General features: G+C 62.8%; 13 protein-coding genes. 9 read left to right on the forward strand and 4 right to left on the reverse strand.

Going from position 1 to position 17461, the window contains the following annotated elements; genetic code table 11:
- Positions 1–193 precede the first annotated feature (193 nt).
- Entirely contained in the window at positions 194–1393 is a 1200-nt protein-coding gene (locus tag RKP46_RS05215; RefSeq protein WP_311105645.1) for a M20 aminoacylase family protein, read from the reverse strand.
- A gap of 83 nt (positions 1394–1476) precedes the next feature.
- Here RKP46_RS05215 and rapZ point away from each other — a divergent pair, with 83 nt between their 5' ends.
- The 3 genes from rapZ (at position 1477) to apaG (ending at position 3197) form a co-directional block, all read left to right on the forward strand.
- Positions 1477–2355, forward strand: coding sequence for an RNase adapter RapZ (rapZ, locus tag RKP46_RS05220; protein ID WP_311105646.1), 879 nt, complete (start codon positions 1477–1479; stop codon positions 2353–2355).
- Positions 2352–2726, forward strand: a complete 375-nt coding sequence (locus RKP46_RS05225; RefSeq protein WP_311105647.1) for a NusG domain II-containing protein — start codon at positions 2352–2354, stop codon at positions 2724–2726. The genes rapZ and RKP46_RS05225 overlap by 4 nt, the downstream gene beginning before the upstream one ends.
- Before the next feature lie 87 nt (positions 2727–2813).
- Complete coding sequence (gene apaG, locus RKP46_RS05230) at positions 2814–3197, forward strand: Co2+/Mg2+ efflux protein ApaG (protein ID WP_311105648.1); 384 nt, start codon at positions 2814–2816, stop codon at positions 3195–3197.
- Positions 3198–3236: 39 nt separating this feature from the next.
- Here the strand turns inward: apaG and argJ are convergent, their stop codons facing one another.
- Together argJ and secA are read right to left on the reverse strand one after the other, a co-directional pair.
- Complete coding sequence (gene argJ, locus RKP46_RS05235; protein ID WP_311105649.1) at positions 3237–4475, reverse strand: bifunctional glutamate N-acetyltransferase/amino-acid acetyltransferase ArgJ; 1239 nt, start codon at positions 4473–4475, stop codon at positions 3237–3239.
- 110 nt (positions 4476–4585) lie between these two features.
- A complete protein-coding gene (gene secA, locus RKP46_RS05240; RefSeq protein ID WP_311105650.1) occupies positions 4586–7300 on the reverse strand; it encodes a preprotein translocase subunit SecA in 2715 nt (904 codons plus the stop codon).
- Positions 7301–7621: 321 nt separating this feature from the next.
- Between secA and RKP46_RS05245 the strand changes: the two genes are divergently transcribed.
- On the forward strand, positions 7622–8221 hold the full coding sequence (locus RKP46_RS05245) for a CBS domain-containing protein (protein WP_311105651.1): 600 nt from the start codon (positions 7622–7624) through the stop codon (positions 8219–8221).
- An 86-nt stretch (positions 8222–8307) separates the two neighbouring features.
- Complete coding sequence (locus RKP46_RS05250) at positions 8308–9492, forward strand: cation diffusion facilitator family transporter (protein ID WP_311105652.1); 1185 nt, start codon at positions 8308–8310, stop codon at positions 9490–9492.
- Positions 9493–9664: 172 nt separating this feature from the next.
- Here RKP46_RS05250 and RKP46_RS05255 read toward each other — a convergent pair whose 3' ends face one another.
- On the reverse strand, positions 9665–10114 hold the full coding sequence (locus RKP46_RS05255; protein WP_311105653.1) for a MaoC family dehydratase: 450 nt from the start codon (positions 10112–10114) through the stop codon (positions 9665–9667).
- A 943-nt stretch (positions 10115–11057) separates the two neighbouring features.
- Here RKP46_RS05255 and RKP46_RS05260 point away from each other — a divergent pair.
- From RKP46_RS05260 to RKP46_RS05275, 4 genes are read left to right on the forward strand one after another with little or no spacing between them, the layout of a single operon-like run.
- Positions 11058–12500, forward strand: a complete 1443-nt coding sequence (locus RKP46_RS05260; protein WP_311105654.1) for a DUF6986 family protein — start codon at positions 11058–11060, stop codon at positions 12498–12500.
- Positions 12501–12532: 32 nt separating this feature from the next.
- Entirely contained in the window at positions 12533–14209 is a 1677-nt protein-coding gene (locus RKP46_RS05265; RefSeq protein WP_311105655.1) for an acyl-CoA dehydrogenase family protein, read from the forward strand.
- Positions 14210–14250: 41 nt separating this feature from the next.
- Entirely contained in the window at positions 14251–15438 is a 1188-nt protein-coding gene (locus RKP46_RS05270; RefSeq protein ID WP_311105656.1) for a MaoC family dehydratase, read from the forward strand.
- A 2-nt stretch (positions 15439–15440) separates the two neighbouring features.
- Entirely contained in the window at positions 15441–17459 is a 2019-nt protein-coding gene (locus RKP46_RS05275) for a protein meaA (RefSeq protein ID WP_311105657.1), read from the forward strand.
- Positions 17460–17461: the final 2 nt, after the last annotated feature.

Consider the following 17461-nt stretch of genomic DNA (forward strand, 5'->3'; position numbering starts at 1 on the left):
TCCTTTTATGGTCTCTGGAGTTCCGGCCCTGGCCCGAACTCGGGGAGCGCCTGACTACTGCACCAGGCGCTCCCCGCCATTTTTTCGGCGACTGAGGAAACACCAACGGCAACAGCAGCGCTCGCTCGGCATGGACACTGGGCAAACCCGGCGAGTGTAACAAAAAAGCTTCGCTGCGGATCTGCCGTCGGACTCAACCTGAGCCCGTTCGAGCACCTCGCATTGCGCCAGGCAGCAGCGTCTCGACCAGCCGAATCCAGTAGGCGACGCCAAGAGGCAGGATCTCATCGTTGAAATCGTAGCGTGGATTGTGCAGCGTACAGCCACCGCTACCCGGCCCGTTGCCCAGCCAGACGTAGCATCCCGGCTTCTCGTGCAGCATGTAGGCAAAGTCCTCCGCACCCATCGACGGCAACTCATCCGCGCGAACCTTGTCCCGCCCAAGCAGCTCACCTGCCACCTGTCGACAGATGTCGGTTTCCGGGGAGCTATTGACCGTGGGCGGATAGCGACGGTCGAAGTGAACCGACAGGCGCGCGCCAAAAGCCCGCCCGATACCGTCACACTGACGCTCGACGAGTCGTTCCAGGCGCTCCTGCATCGCCAGGTCGAAGCTGCGTATCGTGCCGCGCAAGATCGCCCTCTCCGGGAGGATGTTCCACGCCTCGCCCCCGTGCACCTGCGTGACGCTGATCACCGCCGACTCGCACGGGTGAATGTTGCGCGCGACGATGCTCTGCAGCGCGATCACCAGGTGGCTGGCGACGAGCAGCGTATCAACCCCCTGATGCGGCATGGCCGCATGACAGCCAGTACCCTGCACGTCGATCTCAAAGGCGCAAGTGCCAGCCATCACCGGGCCGGCGACGACCGCCATTTCACCAACCGGCAGGCCGGGCCAATTGTGCAGACCGAAGACCGCGTCCATCGGGAACTTCTCGAACAGCCCCTCAGCGACCATCACCTGCGCGCCACCTTCCGATTCCTCGGCAGGTTGAAAGATGAAGTACACGGTGCCGTCGAAGCTCCCCAGACCGCGCTGCCCAGCGAGATAACGTGCGGCACCAAGCAGCATCGCGGTATGCCCATCGTGCCCGCACGCATGCATCAACCCGGGCGTGCGCGAGCAGTGGGCAAAGGCATTTTCCTCGCTCAGCGGAAGCGCATCCATATCGGCGCGCAAGCCTATCGCCCGCCCGCTGCTGCCTTGCCGCAGCACACCGACGACGCCGGTCCGCGCCAGACCGCGATGAACCTCGACGCCGTAACGCGCCAGTTCATCGGCGACCAGAGCGGCGGTGCGCGTCTCGGCAAACGCCAGTTCCGGATGCGCATGGAGATCGCGCCTGAGCGCAACCAGGTCGGCGAGAAAAGTGATTTGCCCAGGGTCCATGCCTTGATCCTTTAGCTACAAAGTTTCCAGTCTAGGTCATCCCGGCTTGCTCGGAAAGGCATGCTTCGATTATCCTGAGCGACATGCATCTCGTTCTCATCAGCGGCCTGTCCGGCTCGGGCAAGTCGGTCGCGCTCAAAGTCCTGGAAGACGCCAACTATTACTGCGTCGACAATCTGCCCTCGCAGTTGTTGCAGCAACTGGTCGGGCAGCTCGAACTGCAGGGTTATGACAAGGTCGGCGTGGTCATCGACATCCGTGGCGGCGAAAGCGTCGCCATGCTGCCGCTGCAGCTCGACGCCTTGCGTGCGAACGACCTTGAGCTGCAGTTTCTCTTCCTCGACGCGCAGGATTCGACGCTGCTCAAACGCTACTCGGAGACGCGCCGCCGCCATCCGCTGGCCAGTGACGAGCTGACCCTGCTTGAAGCGATCGCGGAAGAGCGAGTCCGCCTCGCCGGATTGTCCGCACTTGGCCATCACATCGATACGAGCGCGCTTAAAGCAGGCGTCTTGCGCCAATGGATACGCCAGTTTGTCAGTCTCAAGCCCTCAGTGGTGCAGCATCAAGGACTCACCTTGCTCTTCGAGTCGTTCGGTTTCAAGAACGGAGCGCCCCTCGATGCCGATCTGATCTTCGACGTGCGCTGCCTGCCGAATCCGCATTACGACTTGTCGCTGCGTCCGCTGACCGGCCTCGATCAAGCCGTGATCGACTTCCTCGAGATCGAGCCTGAGGTTCTGCACATGCGCGGCGACATCGCATGCTTCATCCGCACCTGGCTGCCGAGCTACGTACGCGATAGTCGCAACTACCTGACGATCGGCATCGGGTGCACCGGCGGCCAGCACCGTTCGGTGTATTTTGCCGAATGGTTGGGCAAGACCTTTCACGACAGCGCGTGCGTCCTCATTCGTCACCGTGAATTGCCAGCGACCAGCAACCCGCCGGCCCGGCCGTGAACTGGTTGAGTCTGTGCCGGCCCGGCGACGGTTTGTGCCTGCTCCTTGCTGCCGCTGCCTGCACCACCGCTGCCGTCACCAGCTGGCCGACCGGGCCAAGCGAAAAGGCGGTCATTCGACGCAATGGCGAGATCTACCTCGAGCTGGACCTGGCGCGCGATCGCCGCATCGAAGTCCCTGGCCCGCTTGGCCTGACCGAAGTCGTCGTCGATCAGCGACGCATCCGCGTAAGTTCTGATCCGGGTCCCCGACAATACTGCGTGCGCCAGGGATGGCTCGCACGCCCAGGCGAAATCGCCATTTGCGCACCAAACCGGGTCAGCATCGAAATTCTTGGCCGTCGCCGAACCTATGATTCCCTAAGCTATTGATCCGCTGTGGCGCGACCCGCAGCCCGCTTGCCAGTCTCGCTGGTTTGGTGTGCAATGCGGGTTTCGATCGTCCGCATGCGAGCCCACATGAGTGAAAGCAACAAGTACGCAATTGCCGTCAGCGCTGTCCCGCAGTACATCGTCGAGCAGTCCGAGCCGGCAAACGACCATTACGTTTTCGCGTATACGATTACGATCGAGAATGTCGGTTCGGTCGCGGCGCAGTTGATCGCACGCCACTGGATCATCACCGATGCTGGCGGCGAAGTTCAGGAGGTCCGCGGCCTGGGCGTGATTGGCCGGCAGCCCCTCCTTCAACCGGGAGAAAAGTTCGTCTATACCAGCGGTTGCCAACTTGATACGCCGGTCGGCACGATGCGCGGCAGTTACCAGATGACCGCTGTCGACGGATGGCAATTTGAAGCCCGCATTCCCGAGTTCACCCTGGCCGTTCCACATGTCCTGCATTGAGTCGGTGCATCCCGGCCGATAGCCCGGCAACCGGCCCCGCTAACTGCGGTAGTCGGCGTTGATCCGCACGTAATCGTAGGACAGGTCGCAGGTATAAACCGTGCTGCTGGCAAGGCCCCGGCCGAGCTGGACGCGGATCGCGATCTCGGCGGCCCGCATCATGCGGGCGCCATCCTCCTCGCGATATGACGCAGCGCGACCGCCGTTCTCGGCAACCAGGATTTCCTCCCCGGCAACCGCCAGCCAGACGCTGACTCGGTCGACGTCCAGCGCATTGACTTCGGCATAGCCGATCGCGGCAAGTATCCGCCCAAGATTCGGATCGCTCGCAAAAAAGGCGGTCTTGACGAGCGGCGAATGGGCAACGGCATACCCGACTCGGCGGCATTCCTCACGATCCCGGCCGCCTTCAACGCGGATCGTGATGAACTTGCTGGCGCCTTCGCCATCGCGCACGATCGCCTGCGCCAGTTCTCCAGCCAGGCTGATCACCGCGTCGCGCAGTTTCGGGTAGTCCACTTCGCGTGGCGTCGGAATATGGACACCGCTTTGCCCGGTGGCGATGAGGACAAATGAATCGTTGGTCGACGTGTCGCCGTCGACGGTGATGCAATTGAACGACTCGTCGGCGGCTTCGCGCACCAGTTGTTGCAGCAGGTGCGCGGGCAGCCCGGCGTCGGTTGCCAGAAAGCCGAGCATGGTCGCCATGTTCGGCCGGATCATGCCGGCCCCCTTGCTGATACCCGTCAGGGTTACCGGCCGGCCTGCGATGTCGATGCGCCGCGAGGCAGCCTTCGCCACCGTGTCTGTGGTCATGATGGCGTGCGCAGCGGCGAGCCAGCGGTCGGGCGCGAGATCAGCGATGCAGCGCGGCAGACCGCTGATCAGTCGATCGACGGGCAGGGGCTCAAGGATGACCCCGGTCGAAAAGGGAAGAACCTGGCTGGCATCGACCGCCAGCAACTCTCCAAGCGCAGTGCAAGTGTCCTCGGCGGCCTGCCGGCCCGCCTCGCCCGTTCCCGCGTTGGCCACCCCCGTATTGATCAGCAAGGCACGAATCTCGCCGCCGTGCGCGAGATTGCGACGACAAACCTCGACTGGAGCGGCGCAGAAACGATTGCGGGTGAACACCGCGGCGACCCGGCAACCCTCGTCAAGCACCAGCAGGGCGAGATCATTGCGTCCGGCCCGGCGAATTCCCGCCTCGGAGACGCCAAGGCGGACACCGGCGACCGGCAAGAGATCTTCGGCGGGCGGCGTCTGGTAATTGACTGGCATTACGACCTCCGGAAAATGGCGCTCAGCGCAGCACGAACACGCCGCCTGGCCGCACCAGGCCACCTGATGGCAAGCGGCACGGCGGCACCCACGTCAAAAGGCCGATCGCCTCATGACAGCTTGCCATGACAATGCTTGTACTTCTTGCCCGAACCGCAGGGACAAAGCTCGTTGCGGCCGACCTTGTGGCGCCCGGTGGCCGTCTTCTGGCGGCCCGCCGCCACTTCGTCGTCTCCCTGCTCGATAGCCTCATCGTAGTCGGCATGGTGATAGCGTACATTCTGGACGTCTGCATGCGCGACGGACTCCTGCACATCCTGCGCGCGTACCTGCACGGTAATCAGCACGCGCGTCACGTCGGCACGCACCGTGTCGAGCAGGCGCCCGAAAAGCTCGAAGGCCTCGCGCTTGTATTCCTGTTTTGGATTCTTTTGCGCGTAACCGCGCAGATGTATCCCTTGGCGAAGATGATCGAGCGCCGCCAGATGCTCGCGCCAGTGTGTGTCCAGGCTCTGCAGCATCACATTGCGCTCGAACTGATGAAATACCTCGGCCCCGACCAGGTCGACCTTCTCCGCGTACGAGCGGGCAGCCGCGTCGACGATGCGCTCGAGAATCTGCCGATCGCTCAGATTCGGCTCGTTCTTCGACCACTCGACGATCGGTAGCGACAGTTGCAGCTCGCTCGCGAGCGCGTTCTCCAGACCCGGCAGGTCCCATTGCTCTTCGACGCTGTCTTCCGGAACATGGGCGCGGAAGGTGGTATGCAGAACGCCTTCGCGCATCGCGGTGATCGTTTCCGAGATGTCTTCGCTTTCGAGCAATTCATTGCGCTGTCCGTAAATCACCTTGCGCTGATCGTTCGCGACATCGTCATACTCGAGGAGCTGCTTGCGGATGTCGAAGTTGCGCGCTTCCACCTTGCGCTGCGCCGACTCCAGCGAGCGCGACACCAGCGGATGCTCGATCGGCTCGCCCTCGGGCATCTTCAGCCGCTCCATGATCGCTTTGACACGATCACCGGCAAAGATGCGCAACAACGAATCGTCGAGCGCCAGATAGAAACGCGACGAACCGGGGTCACCCTGGCGGCCCGAGCGGCCACGCAACTGATTGTCGATGCGCCGCGATTCGTGCCGTTCCGAGCCGATGATGTGCAAGCCGCCCGCAGCAACCACCTGATCATGCAGTTGCTGCCACTGCCGGCGGAGGTCGTCGATACGTGACTCCTTCTCGTCGGCACTGATCGCTTCGTCGTCGCGCACCAGCGCGATCTGCTTCTCTATGCTCCCGCCGAGGACGATGTCGGTACCGCGCCCGGCCATGTTGGTGGCGATAGTGATGACGCCGGGGCGACCAGCCTCGCGCACGACCTCCGCTTCCCGCGCATGCTGCTTGGCGTTGAGCACCTGATGCGGAACTTTCTCGTGGTCGAGCAGAGCAGAAAGCAACTCCGAGTTCTCGATCGACGTCGTCCCGACGAGTACCGGCTGGCCGCGCTCGCGACAGGACCGGATGTCGGCGACGATCGCCGCGTGTTTCTCCTTGGCCGTACGGAAAACCTGATCATTGAGGTCGGTTCTGCGCATCGGCTGGTTGGTCGGGATGACCACCGTTTCCAGTCCGTAAATCTGCTGAAATTCGTAGGCCTCGGTGTCAGCCGTTCCGGTCATTCCCGACAGCTTGCCGTACAGGCGGAAATAGTTTTGAAAGGTGATCGAGGCCAGCGTCTGATTCTCGTTCTGGATGCGCACGCCTTCCTTGGCTTCTACCGCCTGATGCAGACCGTCCGACCAGCGACGGCCGGGCATCAAGCGACCGGTGAACTCGTCGACGATGATCACCTCGCCGCGCTGGACAACGTACTGCTGGTCCCTGAGGAAAAGATTGCGTGCGCGCAGCGCCGCATTCAGGTGATGAATCAGGAGGATGTTGGCGGCATCGTAAAGACTGCCGCCCTCGGGCAGCAAGCCCGCCCCGGCGAGAATTTCCTCGGCATGCTCGTGGCCCGCTTCGGTCATCAGGATCTGGTGTCCCTTCTCGTCGACCCAGTAATCGCCCGGACCATTTTCCTCGCTGCAGCGGACGAGCAGCGGAGCGACCTCGTTCATCCGCAGGTAGAGGTCGGTATGATCCTCGGCCTGCCCGGAAATGATCAATGGCGTGCGCGCCTCGTCGATCAGGATCGAGTCGACTTCATCGACAATGGCGAAGCCCAGTTTTCGCTGCACCCGGTCGGCCGCCGAGTAGACCATGTTGTCGCGCAGATAGTCGAAGCCGAACTCGTTGTTCGTACCATAAGTGATGTCGGCAGCGTACGCCGCCTGCTTCTCTTCGTGCGGCATCTGCGACAGGTTGACGCCGACGGTGAGCCCGAGGAAGCGGTGCAGCCGGCCCATCCACTCGGCGTCGCGGTTGGCCAGATAGTCGTTTACCGTGACGATGTGCACGCCGTTCCCGGCCAGTGCGTTCAGATACGACGGCAGAGTGGCGACCAGCGTCTTTCCTTCGCCGGTGCGCATCTCGGCGATCTTTCCATCATTCAGGACCATGCCGCCAATCAGTTGGACGTCGAAGTGGCGCATCCCGAGAGTCCGCTTGCTGGCCTCGCGGACGACGGCGAACGCTTCCGGCAGCACGGCCTCAAGCGTCTCCCCATTGGCCACTCGCCGCTTGAACTCGGCTGTCTTGCTGCGCAGATCGTCGTCGGAGAGAGCCGCGATTCCCGCTTCGAGCGCATTGATCTTGCGCACGACCAGCTTGTACTGTTTGATCAGCCGGTCATTACGGCTGCCGAAAATCTTCTTGAGGAGGCCGGAAATCATTCTCTGGACGGTAAAGGTGGTTGCGGAGAGGGCATCGAGGGCGTCCCGAACGAACACAGAAGCCGGACGCAGGAGCGGCGGCCCCGCCGCCGGAACCGGGTAGACAGCGGGCGACCGACCGCCGGCAGCGCACCGCCTGCGCGACGCAAGGAGCCTCTCGACGGGCCCTTACGGCGCGTGGCACGGATACTACCCGCAAGACTCGATTCACGCAATTCTCGGTCGCTTGACAAAGCCCGCCGGTGGCCAGCGAAACCTTGTCAGGCAGCCGACTTCAGTGCTTTAATCCCCGGGTTGTCAACAACGGTGAGGAATGAGGAAATGTCCGACCATCGCTACAAGCCGCTACCCTGGACGAAGCTCACACGCGGCGTTCCATGCTATCTCTCGAAAGTCATTACGCAAACGAAGGTCGAAGCAGGCTCGCCTGCGCTCGAGGTGATGACCGATTATCGCCGACAGCCGGCGCTGACGATTTCCCCTGGTGCTTCGCTGGAAGAAGCGAACCGCATGATGGCGTGCGCGCATGCTCAATTTCTCCTCGTCGCCGACGAACGGGCGCAACTGCTCGGGATTGTCACCGAAGCGGGAACACAGGGCAGTCGTCCGCTTGCCGTCGCCCACCAGATGGGCCTGCATCCAACCGAGCTGGTCGTCGCCAATGTCATGATCGACAAGCATGACGATGCGGAAGTCATGCACTTGCGCGATGTCGCGCACGCCCATGTGGGCAACGTCCTGAGCACGCTGAAAGCACTCGGGACGCCCTTCTGTCTGGTGGTAGACCACGACGCAGCCGACAACCATGTGCTGTGCGGAATTTTCTCGCTGCGCCAGATCGAACGGCAGATGGGACTGGAACCTCAACCCGAGGAGATTGCCCAGACCTTTTCGCAGGTGGTCAGCTCGCTTGGCCACTGAATGGCCCTTCGGGCAGACCGCTCGCGCACGACCGATGCACGGCGAGGCTTAAGAATCGCTTAAGGAAAGCTGGCGACGATTGAGGCATGGCACAACACTCTGAAGTATCGTTCGACGACCCAGGTCGCCACGCAATGGCCCAGCGTTGTACCTGGGTCAGTGTCGTGGTTAACATCTTCCTCACGGCCGCCCAGGTCGTTGCCGGTATCGTTGCCCATTCGCAGGGCCTGATTGCCGACGGGCTGCATTCGCTGTCCGACCTCGTCTGCGACTTTCTCGTCCTCTTTGCCGCACATCACAGCAAGGATCCGGCTGACGCACGCCATCCCTACGGGCACGCCAGGATAGAAACGGCGGCCTCTTTCGCGCTTGGGGCGATTCTTGCTGCGACCGGCGCAGGCATCATCTGGAGCGCCGGCATCAAGTTGCAGGACCTGGGCAATCTGCCACCGGTAGCGCCGCTTGCTCTGTGGACGGCGGTCATCGCGCTGGCGGCCAAGGAAGGCCTGTTCCGCTACATGCTGCATGTCGGCGAGCGGCTGCGCTCGCCGATGCTCGTTGCCAACGCTTGGCACGCGCGCTCGGACGCTGCTTCCTCACTCGTCGTCGCAGTCGGCATCGTCGGCAACCTGATGGGCTTTGCCTTCGCCGACTCGGTTGCCGCAGTCATTGTCGGCTTCATGATCGTACGCATGGGCGTCGTCTTTTCCTGGGATGCCCTGCAGGAGCTGATCGACACCGGACTGTCGGCGGACGAAGTCGACAGTATCCGGCAAGTCATCATCGACACACCGGGAGTGAGCAGCCTGCATGAGCTGCGCACTCGACGCATGGCGCATCGTTCGCTGGTCGATGCGCATGTGTGCGTGGATCCGCGAGTGAGCGTTTCAGAAGGACACCGAGTCGCCGAAATGACCCGCAAGCGGGTCCTCGACACCCACGCCTCGGTGGCCGACGTGCTGGTTCATGTGGACGTCGAAAACGATCTCGACCACGACGTGAACAGCCACAGCCTGCCCGATCGCAACGCCCTGATGCAGCAATTGTCGCCAATTCTTGCCGGCCTGCCGGAAGCACAGCGGGTCGTGCTGCACTATCTGAACGGACGGGTCGAAGTCGAGATCTTCCTGCCCGTCGATGTGCTCGCCGACCTCTCCGCGGTCAACCGGGCCGAGCGCGAGATCGCGCGCCGCCTGAAGGATCAACCGCTGGTCAGTGCGCTGCCGATCAATTATCAGCAGAGCGTTTTTCCGCTCGGCAGCGGCTGCTAGACAGCAAGGCTGAAGCGCCGCTCGCCAAGCGGCCGAAAAAGCTTGGCCAGGCGATCAGCCGGCAGACGCAGCGGGCTGTTGCCGAAAGCGCTTCGAGCAAAGCCGCCAGCCAACCGGAGTCAGCGCGAAGGGCGCCGACACGGCGAGGACAAGCCTCGCCGCAATGACGTCGCTACTTGCCAGCGGCCTCACGCTTCCTGCGCGAGGTCGGCATCAGCGTTGCTTCACCATCAATGACGACCTTGTCGCCAACGCTGCACACGGTGTCCAGAACCACGCGACCCTTGTCGGCGATCACCTCCTTGATCGTCACCTTGGCACGCACCGTGTCGCCCGGGCGCACCGGAGCGCGGAAGCGCAAGGACTGACTCATGTAAATGCACCCGGGCCCGGGGAGACGATTGCCGAGAACGGATGAAATCAGGCTTGCGGTCAACATGCCGTGCGCGATACGCCCGCCAAACATCGTCGTACGGCCAAACTCTTCGTCCATGTGCACCGCGTTCACATCGGTAGACACCCCGGCAAACAGGACAAGATCCGCATCAGTAATCGTCTTGGCAATTTCCGCGCTCATGCCGACGGACAGATCTTCAACGTCGTAACCGTTCTGTGGATTCATACAGTTCCTTTCTGATGATCATTAGCGCGGCGGTAACCGCGCTCAGGGAATGCGACGCCCACGCTGCCGGCGCCACTGGTTTGCCTGGAGACTCCTGGATGCGGATAAGTCAGCCTATCGTGCGGACGCCGATGCCAACCCAACGAGGGCAAGTATAGATTGGATTCCCGCGCCGATGCCACCCTTTTTGCGTCGTCGGCGCCACCCGGGTGCGCCCCGCGCGCCGGGAGGCCCCGATCGTCGTCCAGGTGGGCAGCCGGGTTGGAGAGTCCACGAACTTCTTGCGGAGAAGCGCGATCAGGCGCTAGAATTTCCGTGCTCGATTCCGGTTTCACAACATTGGTTGGCTGTGCTCTGCAACGAGGAACAAAGACTGATGAGCGAAGCAACGAAGGGCCAGTTCCTCTCCCTCGACCACCACCTGAGGGCCGGTATCGACAGCACACGCAACGAGCAAACCGACTCGTTCAGCACGCTCTCTGGCGCTTGTCCAGCGCCCCGCCAGGCACTTCCGGCACGCATCGCGGAACCTGAGCGCAGCGCGGCCGAGTGTCGACATTCGGCTTGTCCAGGGCCGACAGGCCGGCGGCGTCGGGGCCAACAGTCCTTTTCAAGCAGCGGGGTGAACTCGCCTGAGCCCGGCTCGACAATCCGTCTGCCTGAGCCCTCAGCGTCGCTGTTTGCGGGTTGCGCGGCCGGCTGCCGTTCGCGCACACCCGGCTGAGACCTGCACTGCGCGCCCAACATCGGTTCTCTGGCCAACACATGCCCGCCTGCATCTTCCCTCCCGGCACCAAATCTGTTTCTGCCCGCCCGCGCGACCCGATCGTCTGGCAGACCCGTTGGCGCCGCGACGCAAGGTTCGACGACTCTCCCCGGAATCCTGGCCAGCATCGTCCAGGAAACGGTTCCTTGTTTATCTCAAATGTTATGGAGGCACTACATGAGGCTCACCCTGACCCCTGAGGAACTGACCGCCTACTACGCGCAACTACATGATTCAAATAGCGATTTCAAGTCGCACTATCCGGCCGACTCGTTCGAACGGCAGCCGGTGCACACGGTTTATGGAGGCGCCAATCTGTTCAAGGCGGGCTTCGCCGGCAAGCTGGGCGAGGTTGCCCTCAAGACGCTCGACACCTACGCCCCGAACTACCTGGTCTTCGCCCGCGTTCTCGGCTTGCCCGGCGCCGAGACGCTGCCCATCAACCCGATCGAACAGGACAGCCTGACCCGCGCCCTGGAGAAGGACCCCGAACAGGTACGCGAAGTGAAGCCTGCCGCCTGGCTGGCCTTTACGGTCTACAACCGGGTACTGAAGAAGCTGCAGAGCGAGCCAATCGAAGACAACCGGATCGACTTCGAGGATGGCTACGGCAACCGTCCTGACGACGAGGAGGATGGACATGCCATCGCGGCGGCCGACGAAGTCGCCAAGGGCATGCGCGACAACATTCTTTCGCCGTTCATCGGAATTCGCATCAAGACATTTTCCGACGAATGCAAGGTGCGCGCGATCCGCACGCTGGACATCTTCCTTTCGCGCCTGGCGGAACAGACCGGCAGCAAGCTGCCGGCCAACTTCATCGTGACCTTGCCCAAAGTGACGACGCCGACACAGGTTTCCACCTGCGCGACGATTCTCCAGAACCTTGAGTCAAAGCTGGGATTTGCGAAAGACTCGCTGCGCATGGAAATCATGATCGAAACGACCCAGTCGATCATCAACCACAAGGGCGAAAACACCGTTCCCCTGCTGGTCGCGGCGGCTGCAGGCCGCTGCCGTTCAGCGATCTTCGGTACCTACGACTACACCGCTTCGTGCAACATCACCGCCGCCCATCAAAGTCACACCCATCCGGCGTGCGATTTTGCGCGCCATGTGCTGCAGGTCAGCCTGGCGGGAACCGGCATCACGATCAGCGACGGGGCAACCACGAGCATGCCGATCGGCCCGCACAAAGCGGGCAAGGACGGCGCCCTGAGCCCGCAGCAGATGGACGAGAACCGTGCCGTCGTGCATGGCGCATGGAAGCTGCATTACGACAACATCATGCACTCGATGCGGCACGCGTACTACCAGGGCTGGGACCTCAACCCAGGGCAGTTGCCGGTGCGCTATGCGGCGGTCGACACCTTCTTCCTGAGCGGACTGCAGGATGCTTCGGCGCGTCTGAACGCCTTCCTCAACAAGGCGGCGCAGGCGACGCTGGTTGGCAACACGTTTGACGACGCGGCAACCGGCCAAGGCCTGCTCAATTTCTTCCTGCGCGGAATGGCCTGTGGCGCGATCACCGAACAGGAAGTCCTGGCCACCGGAATCACCCTCGACGAATTGCGCTCGCGCTCGTTTGTCCGCATCGTCAATAACCGCACCCGGAAATAGCCGTCGACCCGGCGGCATGAGAGGAATCAACCATGACTGAGGTCAATAGCAGGATGCAGGAGGCGGTGCGCCACCTCGCCGCAGCCGACGCGCTGGTACGCAGCTCACTCGCCTGGATAAAACAGCAGTGCGCCGGCAGCAAGGGCGTGTCGAACGACAAGCTGGACGAGCACCAGGTGGCCAGCTTCGACCTGGCCTGGTGCGCCGCCGAGTCGACCGGCGCACGTTTCGCCGCAGAGTATGCCAGCAAGTTTGCCGCGAGCGCTTCGCCGGCGGCCGACGCTTGTCTGGAAGAGCGCATGGCGCTGATTTTCTGTGCCGAGGCTTTGCAGAACATCAGCAATCGTCTGTCCGCCCGACCACAGAGCTTCGGTCTGAGCGACGCCGACCTGACCAGCTTGACGACACCCGAACTGCGGCGTTTCTGCCAGAGCCAGCTGGCCGCCGACAACCTGGAAGCGCTCGGCCGCGAAGTCATCGCACTCAACGGCGCGAGCGGCGCGTACATGCTGAGCGATGATGCGACGATGATGCAGGATTCATTCCGCAAGCTGGCGACCAACGTCGTGATGCCGCTGGCCGAGGAGATCCACCGCGAGGACCGGATCATTCCGCAGGAGATTCTCGAACCGCTGACCGAGATGGGCTGCTTCGGCCTGTCCATCCCTGAACGCTACGGCGGCATCCAGAGCGACGACCATGAGGATAACATGGGGATGATCGTGGTCACCGAGGAGCTTTCGCGCGGCTCGCTCGGCGGTGCCGGCAGCCTGATCACGCGCCCTGAAATCCTCAGCCGTGCCCTGCTGAAAGGCGGCACCGAGGAGCAGCGGCAGAAATGGCTGCCGCAGGTGGCGATGGGCGATCCCTTGTGCGCCATTGCCGTCACCGAGCCGGATACCGGCTCCGATGTCGCCGCGATGCGGCTCAAGGCGAGCAAGTGCGCCGGCGGCTGGATTCTCGACGGCGTCAAGACGTGGTGCACGATGGCCGGCAAGGCTGGCGTCCTGCTCGTCCTGGCGCGCTCCAATCCCGATCGCTCGCTCGGCCACAAGGGACTGAGCATGTTCCTGGTCGAGAAGGATTCCTATGACGGACACGACTTCGAGTATCGTCAGGCCGAGGGCGGCGTGCTCAGCGGCCGGGCGATTGCCACGATCGGTTATCGCGGCATGCATTCCTACGAGGTCTTCTTCGATCATGTCTTCGTTCCCGATGAAAACCTGGTCGGTGGTCCGGAAGGCGAAGGCAAGGGCTTCTATTTCACCATGGCAGGGTTTGCCGGCGGACGTATCCAGACGGCGGCGCGCGCGATCGGCGTCATGCAGGCGGCGTTTGAACGGGCCGTCTCCTACGCCCAGGAACGGCAGGCCTTCGGCAAGCCGATCGGCGACTTTCAGCTCACCCGCGCCAAACTGGCTCGCATGGCCACGCTGCTCACCGTTTCGCGCCAATTCACCTACGCCGTTGGCCGCTTGATGGATCAGGGACAAGGACAGATGGAAGCCAGCATGGTCAAGCTGTTTACCTGTCGGACGGCCGAGTGGCTGACGCGCGAGGCGATGCAGATACACGGTGGCATGGGCTACGCCGAAGAGTCGCCGGTCAGCCGCTACTTCCTCGATGCGCGGGTGTTGTCGATCTTCGAAGGCGCCGAGGAGACGCTGGCGCTGAAGGTTATCGCACGTGCGCTGATCGATGCCGTCTAGATCGGGCGTCCACCTGCCGGAACGATCAACAGGAGAGTCTCATGTCGCAGTCAATTCGCTTCCCAGCACAGGCCGAACTCGCCCAGGCGGTCAGGGTGGACCTTGAGCGCGTCCGCCATCCGCACTATGGCCGCTATCTGGAGGAGTTCGCGCCCGGGCAGGTTTTCGTGCACCCACGCGGCTTCACCTTTTTCCGCGCGCAAATGGAGAGTTTTGCCCGCACCTACATGCAATGCAATCCGCTTTACCTTAACGAGGAATTCGCCCGGGCAAACGGCTTCGCCGGACTGCCCGCCTCGCCGCAGATGGTCTTCAACGTCGTTCTTTCGCTGGGTGTGCAGAATGACTCCGAAAAGGCGATGGCCAACCTCGGCTACTACGATGCGCAGTACTTGCGACCGGTTTACGCGACGGACACGATTCGCTCGCTGACCAAGGTCATCGAGCGCAAGGAGCGCGGTGCCGGACAACCGGGAATCGTGACCATCCGGACGCTCGGCATCAACCAGAACGATCAGGTCGTGCTGCAGTACCAAAGGAAGATCATGGTCGCCGCGCAGGGGGACCGCCCGTCGACCACCCCCTTGCCGGAGTCGGCCGACGGCCGGCTGCCGGACTTTCCGTGGGTCGCGGACGGCGAGGCGCACCTGCCCCGGTTTGCGGCGAAGGGCGTGGCCGGGCTGACCGGTCCACGGTCTTACTTCGAGGACTTTCCGGTCGGCGAGATCATCGTCCATGCCAACGGCCGGACGGTCACCGACGAGCACCTGCCGCTCACTTACGCCGTCGGCAACACGCACCCCCTGCATTTCGACCAGGTCTTCAGCGCCGGCCTGTCGGGCAAGATGAGCGGCAAACCAATCGTCTACGGCGGCCTCGTCTTCGCCTGGCTGGAGGGCCTGGCGAGCCGCGACGTCAGCGAAAACAGCGTGTGGGAGCTCGGTTTCACCGAGGGCTATCACACCCAGCCGACGGTCGCCGGCGACACCGTAGCAGCGCTCTCGCGCGTGCTGGCAGCCGAAGATGCTCCCGACGAACTGGGTGGCGCTTTCGGCATCGTGACCTTCCAGCTCATCGGCGTCAAGAACGTCAGCGCTGCCAGCGCTCTCGCCAGACATGGCGCAGATCTGTTCATCAAGGAGAACGACAAGAAGGCGCTGGGCAAGGAAAAGATTGACGAGAAAATATTTGAGATCGAGAGACGGCTCTTGATCAGAAAGAGGAAATAGTCATGGTCGCCACCCGGAACAATCGGGATCAGCCCTGGCTGATGCGGACCTACAGCGGTCACAGCTCAGCCCGAGCGTCCAACGCGCTCTATCGAACCAATCTGGCGAAAGGCCAGACGGGCCTGTCGGTCGCCTTCGACCTGCCCACGCAGACCGGCTACGACGCCGACAGTCCGCTCGCCCGCGGTGAGGTGGGCAAGGTCGGAGTACCCATCTCGCATATCGAGGACATGAGTCAGTTGTTCGACCAGATCCCGCTCGATCGGATGAACACCTCGATGACGATCAATGCCACTGCCGCCTGGCTGCTGGCACTGTATATCGGCTTGGCGCAGCGCCGGGGGATCGATCCGAAAACGCTCAGCGGGACGACGCAGAACGACATCATCAAGGAGTACCTCTCGCGCGGCACGTACATTTATCCGCCAGCGCCCTCGATGCGCCTGATCGCCGACACCATCAACTACACGGTCAAGCACGTGCCGAAGTGGAATCCCACCAACATCTGCAGCTACCACCTGCAGGAAGCCGGGGCAACGCCGGTCCAGGAACTCGCCTACGCGCTGTGTACCGGAATGGCCGTCCTCGACCGGGTCAGGGCTTCCGGCGAGATCCGGGCGGAGGAGTTTCCCCAGGTGGTCGAACGAATCTCGTTCTTCGTCAATGCCGGCATGCGTTTCGTCGAAGAGTGCTGCAAGCTGCGCGCTTTTGGCGAGATGTGGGACGCCTTGACGCTCAGCCGCTACGGCGTCGAAGACCCCAAGCTGCGCCGCTTCCGTTACGGCGTACAGGTCAACTCGCTCGGGCTGACCGAAGCACAGCCGGAAAACAACGTGCAGAGAATCGTCCTCGAGATGCTCGCCGTCGTCCTTTCCAAGCGCGCCCGAGCACGCGCCATCCAGCTCCCGGCGTGGAACGAGGCGATGGGGCTGCCCCGACCGTGGGACCAGCAATGGGCCTTGCGCATGCAGCAGGTCATGGCCTTCGAAACCGATCTGCTGGAGTATGAGGACATTCTTGATGGATCGCCGGTCATTGCGGCAAAGGTAAAGGAACTGGTCGACGGAGCCCGTCGCGAAATCGACAACGTCGAGGCACAGGGTGGAATCATCGCCGCGATCGAGTCGGGCTATATCAAACGCGAACTGGTCAGCAGCCACATGAACCGCCTGCGCGCGATCGAAGCAGGCGAAATGAAGATCATCGGCGTCAATTGCTTCCAGGAAACCGCCGAATCGCCGCTAACCGGGGGTAGCGACGGCGCCATCATGAAGACCGATCCGGCCGCCGAGCGCGACCAGATCGAACGTCTGCAGGCCCATCGGAGAGCGCGCAACGAGGCCGATGTGCGCGCCGCCCTGCAGGCCCTGGGCGATGCCGCGAGGAGCACTGAGAACATCATGCCGAGCTCGATCCGCTGCGCGCTGGCCGGTGTGACGACGGGCGAATGGGGCGACACCTTGCGCAACGCTTTCGGCGAGTTCAGGCCGCCAACCGGCATCGACATCGCGATCGACCGGCGCGAGTTGCTCGGCAAGAAGGATCAGGTGAGCGATCTCAGGGAGCGCGTCGCCAGTACCGGCAGCGAACTCGGCCGTCCCCTGAAGCTGCTGGTCGGCAAACCCGGCCTCGACGGGCACTCCAACGGCGCCGAGCAGGTTGCCGTCAAGGCACGCGACGTCGGCTTTGAGGTCGTCTACGACGGGATCCGCCTGACTCCGCAACAGATTGCCCAGGCGGCGCAGGAAGAGGGCGTCCACCTGGTCGGCCTGTCGATCCTTTCCGGCAGTCATATGGAACTGGTCGCGTCCGTACTCGAGGAACTGCGCGCGCGCGATCTGGCCGATCTGCCGGTGATCGCCGGCGGAATCATCCCGCCAGCCGACGCCGCCAAGCTCGTGGAGATGGGCGTACGCGCAGTCTATACGCCCAAGGACTTCAATCTGAACACGATCATGGCGGACATCGTCGATGTGATCCGGGCGGGCAACGGGCTGACGCGGCTAGGCCTGCTGCATTGACC

This window comes from Accumulibacter sp. (assembly GCF_031732815.1).
GTDB lineage: Bacteria > Pseudomonadota > Gammaproteobacteria > Burkholderiales > Rhodocyclaceae > Accumulibacter.